We start from the raw sequence: 19,970 nt of genomic DNA on the forward strand, positions 1-19,970 counted from the left end.
CCTCAGTCGAACGCCCCCCGCCCCATCCGGCCCGTCGCCCGCAAAAGTGCGGCCTGCGCGGTCAACACATCGACCTGAGCCCGCGCCACTGCGAGTTGAGCGGAGCGATAGCTCTGATCCGCGACCAGAATGTCGATGGTCGAGCGCAGGCCGAAGCCATATTCCGCCCGCACGCCCTTGAGCGCCAGGTCCGCCGCCTTCAACCCGTCCGCACTGGCCTTCAGCCGCCCCTCGGCGGCGGTCAGCGAGGCCCAGGCGGTATCCGCCGCGCGCACGACCGCGCGCGAGGCGGTATCGACATCGAACCGCTCGGCCCGGCGCAGCGCCTCGGCCTGACGCACCCGCGACGCGACCAGCCCCCCGGTCAGCAGCGGCACCCGCAGCGACAGCCCGGCATTGGCCGCACTGTCGAAGCCGGTGGCATTGCCCCCCACCCATTGCACGCCGCGTCCATAGCTGCCCGCCAGATCGAGCGCGGGGGCGCGTTCCGCCCGCGCCTGATCGATCCGCGCGGTCGCCGCATCGACACGGCGTTGCTGCGCCAGCAGAACCGGATTGCTGGTTTCCGCCGCCTCCCGCGCATCGGCCAGGCTGCGTGGCAGGGCGGAGGGCGGCGCGATGCTGGCCTCCAGCGTCCCCGCATCCCGACCGACCACCGCCCGATAGGCCGCCGCCGCCGTCGCGGCTTCACCCTCCGCATCGACCAGGTTCGACACGACGCTCGCCCGCTGTGCCTCCAGCTGGGCGACGTCGGTCTTGGTCGCCTGACCCAGGCCGTAACGCGAGCGGGCCTCGGCCACCTGGCTGTCGAGCCGCTCGATCCCGACCCGCGCCACCTCGACCGCCTGCTGGGTGTAGAGCAGATCGGCATAGGCCGCGACGACGCGCTCCAGCACATCGGCCTCGGCATCGCGCAGGGCCTCCCCGCCCGCCGCGACATCGCCGTTCGCCGCCCGCACCGCCGAGGAAACGCGCCCGCCGGTCCAGATCGGCAGCGTCGCCGATAGGCCGCCCAGCGCGCTGCTCGCGCCGGTGCGCACGCCCGTCTGATCGTAGCCGAGCCGATCATAGCCCGCATTGCCAGTCGCCTCTGCGGTCAGCCGACCCGCCGCCCGCGCCTGGCTGGGGGTTTCGGCCAGCGCATCCTGCCGGGCACGGGCGGCGGCGAGTTCGGGATTGCCGTCCCACGCCGCCGCGATCGCGTCGCGCAACGTCTCCGCTGAGGCCGGGGTGACCGCGATCAACGCCACCCCGATCAGCAACCATCTACCCCGCTTAATCATGACGCAACGCCCAGGCGGGAGCGGCACGACTGGCCTTGAGCGACTGGCCCAGCACGGTCAGCACTGCGACGGTCAGCGCCACCGCCGTGGCCGCCGCGAAGTAGAAGGGCGACAGGGTAATGCGATCCTCGAACCCCGCCAGCCACGTCCGCATCGCCACGAAGGCGAGCGGCCAGGCGACCAGATTGGCGATCAGCACGGGCCGCAGGAACTGTCCGACCAGCAGCTTGACGATGTCCGTCGCGGACGCGCCCAGCGTCTTGCGGATGCCGATCTCCTTCACCCGCCGCTGCGTGTTGAACGAGGCCAGACCCCAGAGCCCGACGCAGCCGATCAGGACCGCGAGCCCCGCCCCGATGCCGAACAGGCGCGTTGCCCGATCGTCGGCTTCGTAGAACTCCTCCAGCTTCTTCTCCGCCGTGGCGGCGTCGAAGGGCACGTTCGGGACCATCTGCTGCCACAGATGGCGCACCGCCGCCGTCATCGCCCGTGGATCGCCCTGGAAGCGGATCGTCGCCGCCGAGCCGCCGAGATTGTCCTCGGGCTTGCCATAATAGGTGTAGTAGGTCGCATCATTGGGCGCACGCGGCGAAAAGAAGCGCATATCGTCCACCACGCCGATGATCGTGCGCGGCCTGTCCCCGCCTACCGTCTTACCGACCGCGTCCTCCGGCGTGGTGAAGCGCAGGGTCGAAAGGGCGCGGCGGTTGATGATGATATTGTAGGGCTGGCCCTTCGCCGACTGCAACACATCGTCGCCGCGATGCTGGTCGTCAAAGAAGCGTCCTGCGATCAGCCGCGTTCCATATGTCTTGAAGAAGTCCGGTCCGGTTCCGATCCGGCGCAATGACGGACCATCTCCGGGGACGCCGGGCAGCGGTACGTTGTCGGCATTGTTCTGCCCACTGCCACCGACCGCGCTATCGCCCAAGGTGGCACTGGTCACGCCCGGCAGCCGTCGAATGGCCTCCAGCACGGCCCGCCGCCGGGGCGCATCCACCATGGAGTCGCCGATGGATTGCACGACGAGCAACCCGTCTCGACGGAAGCCGAGGTCCGTCGACCGGACATGGCGGGTCTGTACGACCAATATCAGCGTTCCGATCATGAAGGCGATGGCAAGGCCGAATTGAAAGACGACCAGCGCCTCGCGCACGCGAGTGCCCGCACGACCACCGCCGGGCGCGCGGGCCGACGCCAGCACGCTGGCCGCCGGGAAGCGGGACAGCAGGACCGCCGGATAGACGCCCGCCAGGCATCCCACGATCAGGGCCAGCACGGCCAGGGCTGGGACGACGACGAGATAGGGGATGGCAAGACGCAATCCTCCAGCCGAATTGACCAGCGGCAAAGCGATCTCGGCCAGGATCAAGCCGGCCAGCGCCGCGATCGCGACGGTCAGGATCGCTTCGCCCAGGAATTGTACGATCAGGGCGGAGCGGCTGGCACCCAGCACCTTGCGCATCGCGACTTCACGCGCCCGCAGACTCGATCGGGCGGTGGCCAGGTTCACATAGTTCACGATCGCGATGATCAGCGTCAGGATACCGACTAGCCCCAAGGTCACCATGGTCAGCTTGCGGCTGGCGCTTGCCTGCCCCTCGGGTTCGAGGTGCATCTTCTCGATCGGCATGACACCGATGCTCACCGATTTGGAGGCATCCTTGCCCATGTCGGCCAAGGCACGACGATCGATGAAAGCCGGCATCTTGGCAGCAAAGGCGCTCGCCGCTTGCGGCGTGTCGAACCGCAGGAAGGTCTGGAGGGACGTACTGCCCCAGTGATTCCACCACTTCGCGGCATAGGCGGGTGGCGTGCGGGGCAGCGGTAGAAGGATCGTGATCTTGAGTTCGCTATTGTCGGGCAGATCCTTGAAGACGCCCGCGACCCGGTAGCTGGCAACATCATCCATGGCGATCGTGATGGACCGTCCGACGGGATCGGCCCCTCCGAAATATTTCCGCGCCATCTTCTCGCTGATCAGCACATTGGTCGGCGCGCGCAAAGCGTCCCGAGAACCGCGAACCAGCGGGAGATCGAACACGCGAAAGAAGTCGGGATCGACGCGGACGACGTCCTCACTCGTCGCGACACGCCCCTGGACCACCGTTCCGCCGGTTCGGATACGCGTGCCCACCACGCCGGGAAAATCCTCTCGCAACTGATCGAGCAGACCGCCCATCGTCCAGTTGCTGGGGCCGTTGAACGGGCTTTCGGGCATGTTCCATATCGTCTGGACGACATAGATCTTCCGATACTCCGGCAGCCACTTTTCATAGCTGGTCTCGAACCGGACATAGAGGCCCAGCACCAGGAAGACGGCGATGCCCACCGCCAGCCCCCCGATATTGAGCGTGGCGAACAGCTTGTGGCGCACAAGCGAGCGATAGAGCGACAGAAGCGCGAAGCGGTTCATGATTGCGTTCCCCCGGACGAAGCGGTCATTGGCCGCAGGCGATGCGGGCAAGCCCGCTCTTGGAGACGGTGCACTGCGGATCGCCCGCGACGGAGACGTTCGCCATGCCACTCGCGCCGACCTGCGCTCGTTGCGCGCTTCCGGTGCGGACCTTGGCCGTTCCGCTCGCACCGATCGTCACGTCGGGTGCGGACAAGCCGCGGGCGTCCACATCGCTGGCCCCGCTGCTGTCGATGGTAAGCCGACGTACGGAGCCTTCGACGCGGAGGACGCTGGCCCCCGAGGTGCCGAGGCTCGCCCGCTCGGCCTGGAGGCTGCGGACCGTCACCACGCTCGCCCCCGACAGGCCGAAGCTGGCCGCACCGCTTCGCAGGGCGGGAAGGAGAACCACGCCCGCCCCGCTCGCATTGAGCGCGAAGGCGGGGTGGTCGAGCGCGGGCAGGTTCATTTCCGCCGCGCCGCTCACGTCCACGGCCTTCAGTGCCGGAAGGGTGACCGCGATCGCCACGCGCCGGTCATGGCCGTTGCAGCTATCATTCCGGCGACGGATACGCAGGGTCGAGCCATTGGTATCGATGCGCAGATTGTCGATATTGGCGGCACGCCCCCGCGCCGTCACGGCATAGGCCGATCCCAGCGCCACGGTGACGATATCGCACCCGCCCAGTTCGATGCGGTCGAAGCCGCGCATGTCGAAACCACGCGAAACCTGTACGCCTTCCTGCGCCAGAGCCGCGACGGCGGCGAGCGACAGCAGGGCTATGACGGACATCTTCTTCATCACGAATTCCCCTTGTCAGATCGCGCGCATGGCGCTGGCGACGATGCGGCCGTCGAGCATGTCGATGCGCCGCTTGGCGAGGTCGGCATGGCTGGGCGAGTGGGTCACCATTACGATGGTCGCGCCCGCTTCGTTCAGGCCGGTCAGGATGTTCATCACCTGCTCGCCATTGGCAGTGTCGAGGTTGCCGGTCGGCTCGTCCGCCAGGATCAGCTTGGGATCGCCGACGATGGCGCGGGCGATGGCGGCGCGCTGCTGCTGACCGCCCGAAAGCTGGTGCGGGAAGTGACGGGCGCGGTGGGCGATGCCGACCTTGTCCATGGCCGCGGCGACTCGATTGCGCCGATCCCCGACGTCGCGGCGATAGGCGAGGCCCAGCGCGACATTCTCCTCGATGGTCAATTCGTCGATCAGGTTGAAGCTTTGGAACACGAAGCCGAGCGTCTCGGCGCGGAACCTGGCCAGTTCCTTCTCGTCCATCGCTGCCAGGTCACGGTCGCCGAACAAATAGCGCCCGCCGGTCGGTCGATCGACCGTGCCCAGCGTGTTCAGCAAGGTCGACTTGCCGCAGCCCGAGGGGCCCATGATGGCCAGGAATTCCCCTTGCGCGACATGCAAATCGATATCGTGGAGCGCGGTCGTCTCGACCTCGTCGGAGACGTAGCGGCGCTGAATATTTTCCAGTCGGATCATGATGCAGGTCCCCCTTATCGGATGTTCAATATATCGCCCTTCACGGACGAGGTGTTGCTGATGACGATGCGTTCGCCGGGATTGAGGCCGGACAGGATCTCGACCTGTACGGGGTTGCGGCGCCCGATGCGGACGGCCCGGCGGCGGGCATGGGCCCCGTCGGCATCGAGCACGAAGGCCGAATTGCCCCCCGCCTCCAGCCAGCCGCCGACCGGGGCCACTACTGCACGGCTCGCCGCGCCCAGGGTGATACGGATGTCGATGGTCTGCCCGCGATTGAGCCCCTGAGGCGCGCGGTCGAAGGTCAGCTCCACCTGGAACCGCCCGTCCTTCACGGCGGGCAGCACCTTCGACACGGTCAGCTTCGCGCCGTCCGAGGTCGTCGCCCTCTGCCCCACCGCGACGCGGCCCAGATAATATTCGTCGACCTGCGCGACCAGCTTCCACGAGCCTTCGCTGTCGACCTGTCCCGCCGGATCGCCAGGCTTCAGCGTCTGACCCGGCTGGATGACGAAGTTGGTCAGCCGACCGCCGGACGGCGCGCGAATGGTCAGCCCTTCGAGCCCCGCGCGCACCGCCGCCATATTGCCCGACAACCGCGTCTGGGTGTCGGACAGGCGGGCGGCCTGGGTCGCGGTGATCCGCGCCTCGGTCGCGCGGCCCGACTTCAACTGGGCGAGGCGCTTCTCCTGATAAGCCGCCTCTTCCTCGAAACTCTTCACGCCCGCATCCGACAGGAATCCCTGGTCGTGAAGCTGACGGCGAATGCCCAGGTCGCGGCGCGCCTTGATGAGATCATATTCAGCCTGCGCGACCTGGCCCGCCCGGTCGAGCTTGTTGCGCTCGATCCCCAGCCCTTCGCTCGCCACGCCGCCCAGCTGGCTGGCGATCTGCGCCTCGCGGGTCAGCACGTCGAGCTTGAGTTGCGGGTTGGCCAGGGTGGCGAGCGGCTGTCCCTCGGTCACCATCTGGCCGTCCTGTGCCAGCAGCTTTTCGACCTGCCCGCCCGACAGCACGCCGACCAGCGTCGTCACGCGCGGGGTGACGGTGGCGCGCACCGGCAGGTAATCGTCGAAGGCGGCACGCGTGACCTCCCCCGTCTCGATATTGGCGGAGGCGATGTCGGTGGAACCGGCGGCGGGCAGGAAGCGCCAGATCAGCGCCGCCGCCACGATCACCAGCGCCGCGATCATCACCGGCTTGCGCCGCCACCAGGGCGTCGCCTTGCGCGCGATACGGCGATCCATCGCCGCCCCGGGAGCCGGTCCGCCGTCCCCGGCAGCGGAAGTGTTTGCGCCTGTGCTGTGTTCGGTCATCATGGGATCAATGTCACCCAGGACGGCCGAAAAACCTAAAGCACTATGAAACCGCCACTTTCCTCCACCGCCGCCGAATCCGACCGTTCGGGACCGAACGCACCGTCCACAAATGGACGGTCGGAAGACGGGTCAAGCCCGCTTTCGATCCTGCTCATCGACGACAATCCGCGCATCGCCGAATCGCTGGCCATCGCGATCGATCTGGCCGGGCACAGGCTGGACGTGGCGAACGGGCCGGAGGAAGGTTTCTCGCGACTGGCGGCGCGCCGATACGATGCGATCCTGCTCGACCTGAACTATGCCGCCGGTCGCACCGATGGCGGCGAAGGGCTGACCATGCTCGCCCGGCTGCTGGCGGACGATCCCGCCGCGTGCATCATCGTCATCACGGCGCATAGCGGCATCCGGCTGGCCGTCACCGCGATGCAGGCGGGCGCGCGCGACTTCGTGATGAAGCCGTGGCGCAATGCCGAATTGATCGCCAAGATCGAGGTCGCGGTCCGGCGACGCCCGGCGCCAGCGGACCAGGCCCATATCGCCGACGCCCCGTCCCCCGCCGCCGATCCCGTCCGCCTGCTGGGCGACAGTGCCGCGATCGAGCATGTCCGCACGATGATCCGCCGGATCGCCCCGACCATGGCCGGGGTGGTCGTGACCGGACCATCGGGTGCGGGACGAAGCCTGATCGCCGCCGCGATCCACGCCGCATCGGCGGGGGCGGATCGCCCCATGACGCGGATCGACCTGCGCGACCAGCAGGCCTGGGAGCGGCTGGACGGGAGCGGCAATGGCGCGACCTGGCTGCTGCGCCACCCAGACCAGCTCGATGCGATCGGACAGGCGCGGCTGCTCGACCGGCTGTCGGCGGCGGATCGCTTCATCGCCATCGCCGACGATGCCCGCGCCATCACCCCCGCACTCGCCCGGCGGATCGCGACGGTGGAGATCGCCGCCCCCTCGCTCGATCAGCGACGCGCCGACATCCCCGTCCTCGCCCGCCATTTCGCGCGGGTCGCGGCGGAGCGGCATGGCCGCCCCCTGCCCCGCTTTACCCCCGCCGCCGAGGCGCTGTTCGCCACCGCGCATTGGCCCGACGAAGCCCGAGGGCTGGCCGCCGCGATCGAGCGGGCGCTGCTGCTCGGCGATGACGGCGTGATCGAGGCGGCGCTGCTCGCCCCCGCCGCGCCCATCGCTTCGGCCGCCGCTCCGGGCCGGGTGAGCTTCGATCTGGATGAAACCGAGCGAACGATGATCGAGGCCGCGCTGGTCGAGCATCACCACAATGTCACCCAGGCGGCGCATGCGCTGGGGCTCAGCCGGGGTGCGCTCTATCGACGGATGGCACGACATGGGCTTTGATCGGCGCCATGCCCGGATGATCGCGACCGCGCTCACCGCGCTGGCGCTGACCGGCAGCGGGGCGCTGCTGGTGCTGGCGTGGCAGAACGGCATGTTTGCGTCGGTCCTGGGGCTGAGCCTGTGCGCAGGTTGGGCGATTCTGGCGGCGTGCTGGACGATCGCGCGGCGGCCCGCTTCGCCCGGATCGTCCGAAGCCGTGCGGACCACCGACAATGGGCCGCCGCTTGCCGCGCTGGTCGACCAGATCCCCCTGCCCCTGCTGCGCATCGATCGCGGGCGGGCGCGGGCGATCAACCGGGCCAGCCGTACCCTGTTCGCGACCGACGACCGGCTGACCCCGACCCCGCCCGCACTGCTCGATCCCCGGGAGAGCCGGTTGCGCCACGAAGGGAGAAGCTGGCGGATCGAGCGGGTCGCGAGCAGCGAGAGGGCGCTGGTGATCCTGATCGATATCGAGGTCGAGCGGCGCGCGGCGGAGGCCCATGCGGATAACGAGATGATCGACATCCTTGGCCACGAATTGCTCAACGGCTTGTCGCCGATCGTCTCGCTGGCGGACAGCGCCCTGGTTGCGGCGGAGCGGTCCGACCGGCGGCTGCCGGGCATATTGGCGACGCTGGCCCGGCGGATCGAGGGGCTGGAGCGCTTTACCCGCGCCTATCGAATGCTGGCCCGCCTGCCGATGCCGGTGCGCACGCCGCTGCTTCCCGTCATATTGGCGGAGGATTTGGGACGCCTGTTCGCCGAACGCTTCGAGGAGCGCGTCGCCCTGTCGATCCGCGTGCCACCGGGCATCATCGGCACCTGCGACCGGGATCAGATGACCCAGGCGATCTGGGCCCTGCTCCAGAACGCGGCGGAGGCCGCGCTGGAGGGGGCGGTCGCGCCCAGGGTCACCCTCTCCTTCCAGGGGGATGGCAAAAGCTTCCGGGTCAGCGTGGCCGATAGCGGGGGCGGTGTCGCAGCGCCCGAACGAGCCCGCATCTTCCGCCCCTTCCACACCACCAAGCCCGAGGGATCGGGCATCGGCCTGACCCTCGCCCGCCGGATCGCCAGGGCGCATGGCGGCGACCTGACGCTGCTGCCCATCGCCGAGACGACCTTTGAGATGACGATCCCGGCGGCCTGACGGGCCGGGGCCGGTTCACACAGCAGGGGCGAGCGTCCGCGCCACCGCATCGCGCCATCCCGCCACCAAGGGCGCGCGCGCCTGCTCGGTCATTGCGGGCTCGAAACATCGTTCGCGCGACCAGAGCCGCTCCAATTCGCCCAGCCCCGACCACAGCCCGATCGCCAGCCCGGCGTGAAAGGCCGCCCCACGCGCGGTCGTCTCCAGATCGGCGGGGCGCTCCACCGGCGTGTCGATCATGTTGGCGAGGAAACCGCAGAGCCAGTCGTTCGCGGCCATCCCGCCATCGACGCGCAGGATCGCGGGGCCCTCGCCCGCATCGGCCTTCATCGCCGCGACCAGGTCCATCGTCTGATAAGCGACGGACTCCAGCGCCGCACGCGCCAGATGCGCCGCGCTGGCCCCCAGCGTCAGGCCATAGATCGCACCGCGCGCATCCGGCTGCCAATAGGGCGCTCCCATGCCGACGAATGCGGGGACCATATAGACGCCGTGGCTGTCGGGCACCTGGGTCGCCAGATCGTCGGTCTGGCTGGCATGGGTGATGACGCCCAGCCCGTCGCGCAGCCACTTCACCGCCGCGCCCGCGACGAAGATCGATCCCTCCAGCGCATAGGTCGTCACGCCGTTCAGCCGATAGGCGGGCGTGGTCAGCAACCGGTGGCGCGAGGCGACCGCCGTCTCGCCCGTATTGAGCAGCAGGAAACAGCCGGTGCCATAGGTGGACTTGGCCATGCCATGCCGGAAACAGGCCTGTCCGAACAACGCCGCTTGCTGATCCCCCGCCATCCCCGCGATCGGGATCGCCGCATCCAGCAGGTCGGGCACGGCGGTGCCATAGACATGCGCATTGTCATGCACTTGCGGCAGCATTGCCATGGGCACGCGCAACAGGCGGCAGAGGTCCGCGTCCCATTCCCCGCGATGAATGTCGAACAGCATCGTGCGGCTGGCATTGGTCACGTCGGTCGCGTGCACCGCCCCGCCGGTCAGCCGCCAGAGCAGGAAGCTGTCGATCGTCCCAAAGGCCAGTTCGCCCCGCTCCGCTCGTTCGCGCGCGCCATCGACATGGTCGAGCAGCCAGGCGAGCTTGGTCGCGGAGAAATAGGGATCGATCAGCAACCCGGTCCGCTCGCGCACCAGTTCCTCCGCCCCATCGGCCTTGAGGGTCTGGCAGAGCGCGGTGCCGCGCCGATCTTGCCAGACGATAGCGCGGTGGATCGGCGCGCCCGTGGCCCGGTCCCAGACCAGCACCGTCTCCCGCTGGTTGGTGATGCCGATCGCGGCGATCCCGGCGGCCCCGACGCCGCTTTCCGCAATGGCCCGGCGCGCGGTGGCGAGCACATCGCGCCATATGTCTTCCGGATCATGCTCGACCCAGCCACGCTCGGGATAATGCTGCGCGAATTCGGCTTGGGCGATGGCGATGCGGCGCGCCATGCGATCGAAGACGATGCTGCGGGTCGAGGTCGTCCCCTGATCGATCACCAGAATATGCGACGCCATCGCTGACCCCTCCTGTCGTTTTCGCTTATGCCCGGCATGGTGTAGCCTTGCCGCCGTAAAGGATAGGGACAGGCGGCATGGCGGACCAGAGCGAGGAGACGGTCGATCTGCTGATCGTCGGCGGCGGGATCAACGGGGCCGGGATCGCCCGCGATGCCGCCGGGCGCGGCCTGTCCGTCCTGCTGGTCGAGCAGGAGGATCTGGCCAGCCACACCTCCTCCGCCTCGACCAAGCTGATCCATGGCGGGCTGCGCTATCTGGAATATGGCGAATTCCGCCTGGTGCGAGAAGCGCTGATCGAGCGCGAAAGGCTGTTGGCGATCGCCCCGCACATCATCTGGCCGCTGTCCTTCGTCCTGCCTCAGAACCGCTCGCCGCGCCCCGCCTGGATGGTCCGCCTGGGGCTGTTCCTCTACGATCATCTGGGCGGTCGGGTTCGTCTGCCGGGAACACGGACGATCCGGCTCGACCGGTCGCCGCTGGGCGCCGGACTTTCCGCGCGGACCGGCAAGGCGTTCGTCTATTCCGACTGCTGGGTCGAGGACAGCCGCCTGGTCGTCCTCAACGCGCTGGACGCCGCGGAGCGTGGCGCGCGGATCGAGACCCGAACCCGCCTGATCGAAGCACGACGAGAGGGTGGCGGCTGGATCGCGACGATCGAGGGAGAAGGCGGCCCCCGCACGGTTCGGGCGCGCATCCTGGTCAACGCATCGGGCCCCTGGGTCGCGGATGTGATCGGGCGGGCGCACGGTACGCGAAGGGATCGCGGCGTGCGGCTGGTCAAAGGCAGCCATATCGTCGTGCCGCGCCTCTATGACGGCGAACATGCCTTCATGCTCCAGAATGACGACCGCCGGATCGTCTTCGCCCTCCCCTATGAGGGCCGCTTCACGCTGGTGGGCACGACCGACCAGCCCTGGACCGAGGCTCCGGCCAAGGCATCGATCAGCGCGGGCGAAACCACCTATCTGCTCGACACCATCAACCGCTATTTCACCGTGAAGACCGGCGAGGCGGATATCGCATGGAGCTATGCCGGTATCCGCCCGCTCTATGACGATCACGCCGCCGACGCCTCGGCCGTGACGCGCGACTATGTCCTCGACCTCGATATCGGTCCGGCGGGTGAGGATCATGCGCCGATGCTCAACATATTCGGCGGCAAGATCACCACCTATCGCAAGCTGGCCGAACATGCGCTGTCCGAACTCGCCCCCTTCCTGCACCAAGCGGGTGGCGACTGGACGGCGGGGGCGGCCCTGCCCGGCGGCGACATGGCGGCTGCGGATTTCGAGCATTTCCTCCGCGAGCTACAGGCTAAATGTCCCGTCCTGCCGCCCGGCCTCTTGCGACGGCTGGCGCGCGCCTATGGTACGCGGGTCGCCGACCTGCTGGGTACGGCGCGGACCGTGGCGGACCTGGGGCCCGATCTGGGCGGCGGCCTATATGGCGCAGAAGTCGATTATCTGGTCCGCGTCGAATGGGCGCGGACGGCGGAGGACATTATCTATCGCCGAAGCAAGCTGGGCCTGCATGTGCCCCACGGCACGGTCGAGCGCCTGACGGACTATCTCGCTGCCGGATAGGCTCGCTCTGTCCGACGCAAATGCTTGACCGATATGCGTCGACGCCGCCAATAATGGTCGTGATGGACAATACACCCACGACGCAGGACCGCCTCTACCGGGAACTGGCCCGCACGCTGATCGCCGAACTGGTCGAAGGCCGCTATCCGGTCGGGACGCGCATGCCCGCCGAGCGCGAGCTGGCGGCGCGCTTCGACGTCAGCCGTCCGGTCATCCGGGAAGCGCTGATCGCGTTGGAGGTACAGGGTTTTATCGAAGTCCGCATCGGTTCCGGCGCGCATGTCGTCGCCCTGCCCGGCCAAGGCGAAACCCCCGATTTTGATGTGTCCGCCATGGAAGTCGCCGAGGCGCGCCTGTTGTTCGAACCCGAATCGGCAGCACTCGCCGCGTCGCAGATCACCGATGCCGAACTGGACGAACTTGCCGCGCTGGTCGACGCGATCGAGAAGGAGAATAACGAGGTCGGTGGCGCTTTTCGGGCCGACCGCGCCTTCCACACGCTGATCGCGCGGGTCACCCGGAACAGCGCCATTCTGGAAACGATCGACCGGCTGTGGGAACAGCGCGAACGATCGGCGGAAAGCGCTTTGCTCGATGCCAAGGTGCGCGCCATCGACGTGCGTCCCATCGTCGAGCATCACGCCGCCATTCTGGAAGCGCTGCGGGCGCGGAACTCGCTGGCCGCGCGTGCTGCGATGCAACGGCATCTGACGGCGGCGCTGGAAGGCCTGCTGATCGCCAGCGAAGCCCGCGCGGTCGCCGAAGTGAGACAGGCGCTCGCGGCGAAGCGCGATCGAACCGCGCATCTGAAGATCTGATCCGCCGGCTTGACCGAAGCCGAAGGACACGCACCCTCCATCGATCCGGCTTGTTGGGGCGAGCGGGTGTCGCCCCATGGCGTGGCGATTCGCTCGCGACGTCGGACGCCCGCGAGCCGCCATATCGCCACGACGACGCGATCAATCGCACAGCCCAATTGGCCGAACCAATAGTAGCAATACCAATTGAGACTCAGCACTGGTCGTGGTTCCGATAGGATGGCAAACAATTACGTGGGATGGGTCATCATCAGGACTTTCGGGCGTATAGCGCTACCATGAAAAAATCTTCACATTTATCATCCCATTGAACAAAAACGATAAAATCGGGGTGCGCATTGTCCCGACCAATTTTGTGGCGAAACCGATTGTCGCCCCGTTGACATGCATGACCATTCCATGTCACCGATAAGACCATAAGATAACAACACCGTGATGCAGGAAGAAACTTTCGGTCTTTCGACCGCGATCGGCGCACATGACCCATAGGTCGGGCGGCGGGCGCGGCGATGGACTTCGGAAGGGTTCCGCGTCCTGACGCAGCAGAAGTGACGGCCCATCCCGATCCGCGAACGCCACCCCGTTCCGGTCGATGACGGCCCCTGCCTGTCCGACGGTCACGCACGCCCTATCCACAAAAGTCTCGGGGAAGCCCGGCGCGATCTGCTTCGCGTCTGGATCAGAGGGAGGGAATGAGCATGACGATCTCACCGCGCAAGGACGTGTCGCGTCTCCGGCGCAAGCGGTTGCTTCAGACGACGGCGTTTACGGCGGCCGGGATGGCCTCGGCGGTGATCGCGACGCCAGCCCTGGCGCAGACTGCCGCCGCCACGACCGCCGCCACTGTTACCGCCGATACCGGACAGGCGACGCCGCAGGTCGATACGGCGGGCGACGCCAGCCAGAGCGAGATTACCGTCACCGGCTATCGCCAGAGCATCGCCTCCGCGCTGGCCGCCAAGCGCAACGACATCCGCATCACCGACGGCATCTCGTCGGAGGATATCGGCAAGTTTCCCGCCCAGAACGTGACCGAGGCGATCCAGCGGATCGCGGGTGTCCAGATGTCCAACATCAACGGGCGCGGCTCGACGATCAGCATCCGTGGCCTGGGCCCGCAATATGCGCGCACCACGATCAACGGCCAGACCTTCGCCAGCGCCGACTTCAAGGACGGCTTCCGCTACGACATCATCCAGACCGATCTGGCGAGCGCGATCCAGGTCATCAAGTCGCCGACCGCCGACATGGACACGGGCGGCCTGGCGGGCACCGTCAACATCGATACGGTCAAGCCGCTCGCCTATAAGGGCCCCAGCTTCATCGCGGGCGTGAAGGCCTATCATTCCGACTATCGCGGCGGCGTCACGCCCAAGGTCAATGCCGCCTATATCAAGCGCTTCGCCAACGACACGATCGGCGTCATGCTGGACGTCGGCTATCAGAAGCTGAAGGATCGCGGCGACTATCTGTTCATCAAGAACTGGTATCAACCGGGTGCGGTGGCGGGTGCCCCCGATGCGCAGGTGCCGGGCAATCTCCGCTATCGCCGGATCGACCGCGATACCGAGCAGTTGATGGGCAGCGGCGCGATCCAGTGGAAGCCGCAGGACAATTTCGAGGTCCTGCTGCAAGGTGAATATTCGCGTGACCACACCCGCTACGACACCCGTCAGATGGTCTTCGGCCGCTGGGCGACCTCGGCGGTGACGGTCAACAGCACCGCCAACGGCGTCGCCGACAAGATTTCGATCAGTAACTTCAACGTCGACAACAACGACCAGCCCGAACTGCGCAAGCTCCAGACCCAGGCCTATACCGGCACCGTCAACTGGAGCCCGACCGATACCACGCATATCAAGGCGATCGGCCATTATACCCAGGGCGACGCCAAGCTGTACGAATGGGCGACGATCGACGAGGTCCGCTTCGCGAACGGCGGTACGCTCGACATTTCCGATCCGTTCAACGTCAAGTGGAACACCGCCAGCCTGACCGACGGGTCGATCTACAATATGGCGAACCGCACCTGGTACGCCTTTGTCGACGGCGCGACGCATATCCAGTCGGCCCGCGACCGTGCGATCCAGGCCGACCTGACCCAGGATCTCGACTTCCACGGGATCAAGGCGCTGATCTTCGGCGCGAAATATCACCATGAGAGCTTCGACACCAAGGCCTATCGCCACGACCGCGACGCCGATGTCAGCGATCCGGTGACCTATCCCGAATTCGCCTGGATTCCCGACCTGTCAAAGACCGGCGTGCTGGTGAACAACTTCCTGGGCGGATCGATGGCGATCCCCGGCAGCTTCCTGTCGGTCAATGCGCCGCTGTGGCAGCAGATCCTGCGCGACAAGGGGATCAACGTCCCTGACACGCCCGACTGGCCCAACACCTATCGCGTCGACCGTTACATTCCGGCGGTCTATGCGATGGCCAATATCGACGGCACGCTCTTCAACCTGCCGGTGCGCGGCAATGTCGGCGTCCGCTACGAGCATACGCACCAGAACGTCACCAGCAGCCTGACCAACGGCACCGACAGCAACGCGACGCTGCTCGGCCAGCAGCATGTCGTGCAGGATTATGGCAACGTCCTGCCCAGCGCCAGCTTCGCACTGGACCTGACGCCGCGCCTGGTCGCCCGCATCGCCGCCGCCAAGGTGCTGGTCCGCCCGCTGCTCAACAGCCAGACGCAGATGGCCGACACGATTACCCGCGTCACCACCAGCCTGCGCCCCAGCGTCTCCGTCGCGCAAGGCGAGAGCCGCCTGAAGCCGCTGACCGCCAACCAGTTGGACCTCAGCCTGGAATTCTACCACGGCAAGGGCAATTCGATCAGCGTCGCGGGCTTCTACAAGGCGGTGAAGAACGGCACCTTCACGCAATTCTATTGCCCCGGCTCGTTCGACGGGGTGGCGCTGAACGGCGTGGTCAGCGATTGCCAGTCGGCGGACCTGAAGACCGATTACAGCTTCAGCCGGGTGCTGAACGACGACCGGGTCATCCATATCAAGGGCGTGGAATTCTCGGCCTCGCAGAATTTCGATGCCATCCTGCCGGTCAAGGGCTTCGGCGCGGTCGGCAACGTCACCGTGGTCGATACCGATGCCAGCGCGATCGGCACCGGCTTCAACCTGCGCGACCTGTCCAAGCTGACCTGGAACCTGACGCCCTATTGGGAGAACGAGATGTTCAGCTTGCGGCTGTCGGTCAATCACCGCAGCTCCTATGTCCAGGACGCGGCATCGAGCTTCTTCGTCAATGGCGGCCTGACCCATGTGGTCCGTCCGCGCACCCAGATGGACCTGGCGCTGGGCTTCAATCCACTGAGCTATCTCAGCTTCACGGCGGGCATCATCAACCTCAACAACACCCATGAGGATGCCTATCAGACCAATGCCGACACCTTCCAGTTGGCCAGCCGGACGGGTCGCACCTTCTACCTCTCGGCCTCGACGCGGTTCTGACCTCCCCACTGAAGGGCGGACCGCCGTGCGGGCCGGTCCGCCCTTCCCTTTTCGACATTTGCCGGGGACAATGCTGTCCGTGATGACCTCTTCCAAAGCGCTGGGCCTGATCGGCACCCTGTTTATCACCGCGTCCGTCGCCCATGCGCAGGCAGATGGCGGTCAGGCCGCCCGAGCGGCGCTGCAAAGGCTGGGCGTGCCGGAACGACAGGTGGCGGTGACGATCCAGTCCTCCCCTACCCCCCGTTACCGGGTACGGGTGGATCATGATCGCCTGACCGTCCAGGCATCCTCGCCTGTGGCCGCCATACGCGGGGTCGCCGCGACCTTGCAGGCCGAGGGGCGGCTGTCGATCAGTTGGGAGGGCCGGCGCGTCGGCCCGATGACCGGGCTGGCCGCGCGGGACAGCGGCTGGGTCTCCTCGCCCTTCGGCTTTCGCGCCTATCTGAACACCTGCACCTATGGTTACACGACGCCCTGGTGGAACTGGCCCCGCTGGGAGCGGGAGATCGACGACATGGCGGTGCACGGCGTCGACATGCCGCTCGCCATGGAGGGGCAGGATTATGTCTGGCGCAAGCTATGGCGCGAACAGGGCCTGAGCGAAGCGCAGATCGCGCGGCATTTCTCAGGTCCCGCCTTCCTGCCGTGGCAGCGCATGGGCAATATCGAGGGGTATCGGGCGCCCCTGCCGACCGGATGGATCGACAAGAAGCACGACCTGCAAAAGCATATCCTCGCCCGGATGCGCGATCTGGGCATGACGCCGATCCTGCCCGCCTTCGCCGGTTACGTACCCAAGGCCTTTGCCGAGGCGCATCCGAAAGCACGTATCTACAAGATGCGGTCCTGGGAGGGGTTCGAGGGGACCTATTGGCTCGACCCGTCCGATCCGCTCTTCGCGCCGCTCGCCCGGCGGTTCCTGGAACTCTACACCGCCGAGTACGGGCCGGGGCGATATTATCTGGCCGATGCCTTCAACGAGATGGTGCCGCCGATCGCCGAGGACGGCAGTGATACCGCCCATGCCTCTTACGGCGATGCGACCGCCAACACCCCCGCGCTCGATGCCGCGACCAAGGCGGCGGCGCTGCCCCGCGAGGTTCGCGACGCCCGGCTGGCCGCCTATGGCCAGCGCCTTTATGCCGCGATCGCCGCCGCCGCGCCGGGGGCGACCTGGGTCATGCAGGGCTGGCTGTTCGGCGCGGACAAGAAATTCTGGACGCCCGACGCCATCGCCGCCTTTCTGAAGGATGTGCCCGACGAAAAGATGCTGATCCTCGACATCGGCAATGACCGCTATCCCGGCATCTGGAAAACCACCAACGGCTTCGACGGCAAGAATTGGGTCTATGGCTATGTCCATAATTATGGCGGCAGCAACCCGGTCTATGGCGCGCCCGATTTCTACCGCCGCGACGTGGCGGCGCTGTTCACCGACCCGGCGCGCGGGCATGTGCGCGGGTTCGGCATGTTCCCGGAAGGGCTGCACAGCAACAGCCTGGTCTATGACTATGCCTATGACGTCGCATGGCCGGGCGGCGACATGGCGCTTGGCCCCTGGCTGAGCCGTTACGCCGCCGCGCGCTATGGCCGCAGCGACCCGGCGATGGTCGCGGCGTGGCAGGATGTGGTCGCGGGCGCCTATGACGTGCGCTACTGGACCCCGCGCTGGTGGAACGAACGGGCGGGCGCGTACCTCTTCTTCAAGCGCCCCGCCGCCGACGCACCGACCTATCCCGCCGAACCGGGCGACCGCGCGAAACTGCGTGCCGGGATCGAGGCGATGCTGAAACTCGCGCCCGCTTATAGTCAGAGCCCACTCTATCGCTATGATCTGGTCGACCTGACCCGCCATGCCGCCAGCCTGTCGCTGGACGACAGCGTCAAGGCCGCCGTCGCCGCTTATAAAAAGGGTAACGTCGCCGCCGGGGACCGGGCGACGGTGCGGATCGAGGCGCTGGCACTCGCCATCGACCATCTGATCGGCGGGCAACAGGAAAGCCTGGCCAGTTGGATCGCCGATGCGCGAGCCTATGGCGACACCCCTGCCGAAAAGACCGCCTATGAACAGAACGCCAAGGCGCAGGTGACGATCTGGGGCGGGCGCGGCCATCTGGGCGATTATGCGTCCAAGGCCTGGGCGGGCATGTATGCGGACTATTATCTGCCGCGCTGGACCCGCTATCTGACCGAAGCCCGCGCCGCCGCCCTGGCCAAGCGGCCCGTCGACGATGCCGCCTTCACCGCGAAGCTGCTCGACTGGGAAAAGGCGTGGGTCGCCGATCCCCGCCCCTATAAGGCCAGCGCGCCTGCCGATCCGGTGGCCGAAGCCCGCGCCCTGATGACGGAGACCGACCGGTGACGACGACCATGCCCAAGCCGGAGCGCTTCGCCTCGCTCGACATGTTTCGCGGCGCGACCATCTTCCTGATGATCGTCGTCAACACGGCGGGCGCGGGCGGGGCCTTCACCCAGTTGCAGCATGCGCCTTGGTTCGGCTTCACGCTGGCCGACCTGATCTATCCGACCTTCCTGTTCGCGGTGGGCAATGCGATGAGCTTCGCTCTCACCCGCCCGATGCCGGAGCACGTCTTCCTGCGCCGCGTGCTCAAGCGCGCCGCGCTGATCTTCCTGCTCGGCGTGCTGATGTACTGGTTCCCCTTCGTCACCCATCAGGCGGACGGCAGCTGGGTCGCCAAGCCCTTCGCCGACACGCGGCTGACCGGCGTGCTGCAACGTATCGCGCTCTGCTATCTGCTGGGGGCGCTCTGCGCACGCTATCTGCGGCCCAGCCATTTGCTGTGGGTCGCGATCGGGCTCGTCCTCGCGCATTGGGCGATCCTGGTCGGGCTCAGCCCGGCGGGCGAGGCGTTCGGGCGATACCGGAATGCGGGCACCTTGTTCGACCTGTGGCTGATCGGCCCGGCGCATCTCTATACCAAGGATCACGGCTTCGATCCCGAAGGGCTGCTCGGCACCCTGCCCGCCACCGCCAATGTGATTGCGGGCTATCTGGCCGGTCTCGCCATCCAGCGTTGGGGCAAGCACATGGCCACGGTCGGGCGGCTGGCGGCGATCGGGGCGGGGCTGGTCATCGTCGCGCTGCTGCTGCCGCCCGTGCTGCCGATCGGCAAGAAGCTGTGGACCGGGTCGTTCGTCGCGCTGACGGTCGGGATCGACCTGATCCTGCTGGGCGTGGCGCTATGGCTGGTCGAGGTGCGCGGCGTCCGTTTCGGGCACTCCTTCCTGCAGATGCTGGGGCGCAATCCGCTGGCCATCTATCTCTTCTCCGAACTGCTGGTCGTCGCGCTGGAGCTGATCCATGTCCGGCCCGATACGGGCCTGTACACCTGGGTCGGCGAGACGCTGTTCCAGGGACTCGCGCCGGGGCCGGTCGGGTCGCTGCTCTGCGCGCTCGCCTATACGCTGATCTGCTGCGCATTCGGCTGGGCGCTCGACCGGCGCGGGATCATCCTCAAGGTCTGAACGACCGGCGGGCGGAACGGACTAGGAAGAAGGTCGCTCCCCCCGTGCCGGCCCCTCGCCCGTTTCACGACCGGCGGAGGATCAAATCGACCAGCAGGACTTTATCGTCGGCGAGGGA

At 67.1% G+C, this 19,970-nt stretch carries 13 protein-coding genes; 7 read left to right on the forward strand and 6 right to left on the reverse strand.

All coding sequences use genetic code 11. From position 1 onward, the window contains the following. Positions 1–2: 2 nt before the first annotated feature. From SM191_RS15465 to SM191_RS15485, 5 genes are read right to left on the reverse strand one after another with little or no spacing between them, the layout of a single operon-like run. Complete coding sequence (locus tag SM191_RS15465; protein WP_341506975.1) at positions 3–1,262, reverse strand: TolC family outer membrane protein; 1,260 nt, start codon at positions 1,260–1,262, stop codon at positions 3–5. Positions 1,263–1,275: 13 nt separating this feature from the next. Beyond that, positions 1,276–3,699, reverse strand: coding sequence for an ABC transporter permease (locus tag SM191_RS15470; RefSeq protein WP_341506976.1), 2,424 nt, complete (start codon positions 3,697–3,699; stop codon positions 1,276–1,278). Between the two features lie 25 nt (positions 3,700–3,724). Further along, entirely contained in the window at positions 3,725–4,480 is a 756-nt protein-coding gene (locus tag SM191_RS15475) for a GIN domain-containing protein (RefSeq protein WP_341506977.1), read from the reverse strand. A 15-nt stretch (positions 4,481–4,495) separates the two neighbouring features. After that, on the reverse strand, positions 4,496–5,173 hold the full coding sequence (locus tag SM191_RS15480; protein WP_341506978.1) for an ABC transporter ATP-binding protein: 678 nt from the start codon (positions 5,171–5,173) through the stop codon (positions 4,496–4,498). A gap of 14 nt (positions 5,174–5,187) precedes the next feature. Next, complete coding sequence (locus SM191_RS15485; protein ID WP_341506979.1) at positions 5,188–6,420, reverse strand: efflux RND transporter periplasmic adaptor subunit; 1,233 nt, start codon at positions 6,418–6,420, stop codon at positions 5,188–5,190. Positions 6,421–6,534: 114 nt separating this feature from the next. Between SM191_RS15485 and SM191_RS15490 the strand changes: the two genes are divergently transcribed. Together SM191_RS15490 and SM191_RS15495 are read left to right on the forward strand one after the other, a co-directional pair. Continuing rightward, positions 6,535–7,851, forward strand: coding sequence for a sigma-54-dependent transcriptional regulator (locus SM191_RS15490; protein WP_341506980.1), 1,317 nt, complete (start codon positions 6,535–6,537; stop codon positions 7,849–7,851). Further along, positions 7,841–8,980: a sensor histidine kinase gene (locus SM191_RS15495; protein ID WP_341506981.1), complete on the forward strand. Its 1,140-nt coding sequence runs from the start codon at positions 7,841–7,843 to the stop codon at positions 8,978–8,980. Before SM191_RS15490 ends, SM191_RS15495 begins: the two co-directional genes overlap by 11 nt. Positions 8,981–8,995: 15 nt before the next feature. Here the strand turns inward: SM191_RS15495 and glpK are convergent, their stop codons facing one another. Continuing rightward, a complete protein-coding gene (glpK, locus tag SM191_RS15500) occupies positions 8,996–10,486 on the reverse strand; it encodes a glycerol kinase GlpK (protein ID WP_341506982.1) in 1,491 nt (496 codons plus the stop codon). Positions 10,487–10,563: 77 nt separating this feature from the next. Here glpK and SM191_RS15505 point away from each other — a divergent pair, with 77 nt between their 5' ends. The 5 genes from SM191_RS15505 to SM191_RS15525 all read left to right on the forward strand — a co-directional run bounded on the left by SM191_RS15505 (position 10,564) and on the right by SM191_RS15525 (position 19,852). Further along, positions 10,564–12,072, forward strand: a complete 1,509-nt coding sequence (locus tag SM191_RS15505) for a glycerol-3-phosphate dehydrogenase (RefSeq protein ID WP_341506983.1) — start codon at positions 10,564–10,566, stop codon at positions 12,070–12,072. A gap of 62 nt (positions 12,073–12,134) precedes the next feature. After that, positions 12,135–12,890, forward strand: coding sequence for a FadR/GntR family transcriptional regulator (locus tag SM191_RS15510; protein WP_307001333.1), 756 nt, complete (start codon positions 12,135–12,137; stop codon positions 12,888–12,890). A gap of 698 nt (positions 12,891–13,588) precedes the next feature. Further along, complete coding sequence (locus tag SM191_RS15515; protein ID WP_341506984.1) at positions 13,589–16,363, forward strand: TonB-dependent receptor; 2,775 nt, start codon at positions 13,589–13,591, stop codon at positions 16,361–16,363. Positions 16,364–16,445: 82 nt separating this feature from the next. Then, entirely contained in the window at positions 16,446–18,728 is a 2,283-nt protein-coding gene (locus tag SM191_RS15520; protein WP_341506985.1) for an alpha-N-acetylglucosaminidase, read from the forward strand. Then, positions 18,725–19,852, forward strand: coding sequence for an acyltransferase family protein (locus tag SM191_RS15525; RefSeq protein WP_341506986.1), 1,128 nt, complete (start codon positions 18,725–18,727; stop codon positions 19,850–19,852). The genes SM191_RS15520 and SM191_RS15525 overlap by 4 nt, the downstream gene beginning before the upstream one ends. Positions 19,853–19,970 lie beyond the last annotated feature (118 nt).

This window comes from Sphingomonas sp. 2378 (assembly GCF_038084995.1).
In the GTDB taxonomy this organism is placed as follows: domain Bacteria; phylum Pseudomonadota; class Alphaproteobacteria; order Sphingomonadales; family Sphingomonadaceae; genus Sphingomonas.